Raw genomic sequence first — 3,133 nt, forward strand, 5'->3', positions numbered from 1 at the left:
GTAGCAGTGCCCATGGCTTCGACGACACTGAGCGGCGAAGTGGTAATGGGTTGTTGACCGGCTTTCAAAATTGCACCGGAAATAACGACTTTTTGACTGGCAAAGCGCAAAACACTCAAGTCAACCTGGGGGCTGTCGACGAATTGAGTCAGGCGCTCGGCAATAAAACCGCGAAGCTCCTCGATGGTTTTGCCTTCAGCATGAATATTGCCGATATAGGGGTAAAACATGGTGCCGTCCGGGCGTACCAGGCGGCCGTTCGCATCAATTTGCTGTTGCGGGCCCGATGGCGCAGTCAACTCAGGATGGTCCCACACGGTGATGTACAACACATCATTGGCGCCAATCCGGTAAGCCCCCGGCTTGTACGCCAACAACTCGGCGGGCACCGAGGCTTGCACTTTTGTCGCCGCGTTCTGGGCAATCAGTTTGGGCGTTATCGGAATCAACTCGATCCGAGTGCTTTCCGGTGAGCCTTCACGGCCAACCTGACTGGTATCCAGGTGTTGACCAGGCGAGAACATACAGCCCTGCAGGGCAACACCTGCAAGCACAGCGAGCGACAAACTACGAATCATGATTGAGGACACTTGTGGAGGGAACACATCAGAACGAAACCACCCAGATTGCTCCGGGTGGTAGAAGGCTATCGACCTCGCGGTGCGCTTAGCGTGTACCGGTGGTACCAGTGGTACCGGTAGTGCCAGTAGTGCCGCCGTCATTGTTGCTTCCGCCACCACTGGATGACAGTGCAGCAGCTCCGGCTATAACCGCGGCACCGATGCCCAGAGCAGTCCCTGTGGTCAGGCTGCCCACGAGAGGGGTGTTCAGACTCAAAGGAGCGTTTGCTGCGGGTTTTGCAGGAGTGCCTGGAGCAGAAGACGCTGCGGGAGGCTCAGCGGCGAAAACGGAGGCACTCAAAGAAAGCATTAGAACGGAAGCAAGTAGTTTGGTCATGGTAGATTCCTTTTTGATGCATCGTCGGTATTGGCGGTGAAGCTAAGAAGCGAGCGTGCAAGGCCAAAAACTCTGAGCGTCCAGTAGCGTTAAGTATAGTTATTGATTCGAGCTCGATGAGAGTTGACCTCTGGGTCATTCCTCAGTGAGATTTATCTTGCGATCATTGCCTCAAGAATACCTGTGTAGGATGCCTAACAGGTCTGACGTTTTCTAACGTACTTGCTGTTTCTAACAGTCGTTATTGGGTATGTGGTGCCAATGTAATGGTTCACGTCTGATCGCTACGCCATACGAGAGATGCTACCGGCCATAACCTTGTGGGTTAGCAGCTTGCCAACGCCAAGTATCGGTCATCATTTCCKGCAACCCGCGCTTGGCCTTCCAGTCCAATTCATTGGCGGCTTTTGTGGGGTCGGCCCAGCACTCGGCAATATCTCCGGGACGACGCTCAACCAATTTGTAAGGCACGGCCCGACCACTTGCCTCCTCGAATGCCCGAATCATTTCCAGCACGCTGTAACCGATACCGGTGCCCAAGTTCCAGATGTTCACCCCGGTTTTTTGGAGGACTGTCCGTAGCGCGCACAAATGCCCATCGGCCAGATCCTGCACGTGGATGTAGTCGCGCACCCCGGTACCATCCTGCGTCGGGTAATCGGCACCGAACACCGATAACTGCTTGAGCTTGCCAATGGCCACCTGGCTGACATAGGGCAGGAGGTTGTTCGGCAGGCCATTGGGATCTTCGCCAATCAGCCCGCTTTGGTGTGCACCCACCGGGTTAAAGTAGCGGAGCAGGGCGACGCTCCACCGCGGGTCTGATTTCGCCAGATCCTGCAACAGATCCTCGACCATCAGCTTGGAGCGACCATAGGGATTGGTCGGCACGCCAGTGGGGAAATCCTCCCGGATCGGCATCTGCGTCGGCTCGCCATACACCGTGGCGGAAGAGCTGAACACAAAATTGAAAACTCCGGCGTGGGCCATTGCCTGACACAGGGTGACACTGCCTGCGACATTGTTGTCATAGTAGTCGAGCGGTTTGCGGACACTTTCCCCCACCGATTTTAAACCGGCGAAATGTAATACCGCGCTGATCCTCTGCGAAGCGAACAGCTCATCCAGCAGCGCACGGTCGCGAATATCCCCCTGAATAAATTCGGGCAACTTTCCACAAATACCCCCCACTCGATGAAGCGACTCCACCGAACTATTACAGAGGTTATCCAACACTATAACGTTGTGTCCCGCTTCGAGCAAAGCGAGTGTGGTGTGCGAACCGATGTAACCGGCACCGCCTGTCACCAAAATTTTTCTAGTCAAAGGAATGAGTCCTTTCAAATGAAGAATAAGAGGGGGAGTAATCGAATCTGAGTTTTCGAGGGCCAAGAGCGCTAGTAAGGATTACTAGGATCGCTTGAATTTTATTGATGAGAGTTTGCGCGTCGATGCTATGTTCGTTTTACCTTCCCTGCGAGCACATCGAAAGACCGAAAGTGACACACAACCGATCGGATCAGCAATTAATAAGGTTTTATTAAGTCGGCGACGTGGTTGTTTGACTTTTTTGGCGACTTTTGACGTGGCATCCTCCTTGGGTCCCAACAAAAAAAGCTGAAGCATGGCTAACCATTCTCACCTGTAGTGAAAAGCAAGCATGAGAGGTGAGGCTAGTGCGCAGCACCAACATCGACTACTTACTTATCGAAAACATGCTTTTAAGTCGGCCATTCAACTCTTCGCTATAGGTAGAAGGAGCTAGAAACTGTTCGGCGACATCCCCGAAAGGCGTAGTGCAAGCCTCAATGGTAAAAGGCTACTAATTCTTGCTGTCGTGAATTTGCTTGCCGATAAATAAGAAAATCAATATTAAACAGAGTAAAGTTGGTATGAGAGCCAGCATAGACGATGCCGTCGGATAGCTAGGTTTTTTCAATAAAAAGTCAATATCCGCCTGCGGAGAAAGTCAAGTATCTATTTTTTAATTTTGAATAATAAAGCGTCGTAAGTGAATAAGAATATGAACTTTACGAAATCCAAGGTGTATCGTCTGTATAATTTTGGCTCATCTTTAATTCTGAAGGCCCAACGCAAGTTTAGTTTGTCAATCCAAGCAGGATAGTAACTAAGTCCCGATTTGGCTGTTTGGTGAAAGAATCCGCCACTTGTATAG

The 3,133-nt window shown here is 51.4% G+C and carries 2 protein-coding genes; both read right to left on the reverse strand.

What is annotated here, in order from left to right:
- On the reverse strand, positions 1–578 hold a 578-nt coding region (locus ACXRVY_RS21770), incomplete at its 3' end, for a polysaccharide biosynthesis/export family protein (RefSeq protein WP_458238215.1).
- 682 nt (positions 579–1,260) lie between these two features.
- Positions 1,261–2,283: a UDP-glucose 4-epimerase GalE gene (galE, locus tag ACXRVY_RS21775; protein ID WP_458238214.1), complete on the reverse strand. Its 1,023-nt coding sequence runs from the start codon at positions 2,281–2,283 to the stop codon at positions 1,261–1,263.
- Between the last annotated feature and the right edge of the window lie 850 nt (positions 2,284–3,133).

It is taken from the genome of Pseudomonas sp. P5_A2_2, assembly GCF_054177685.1.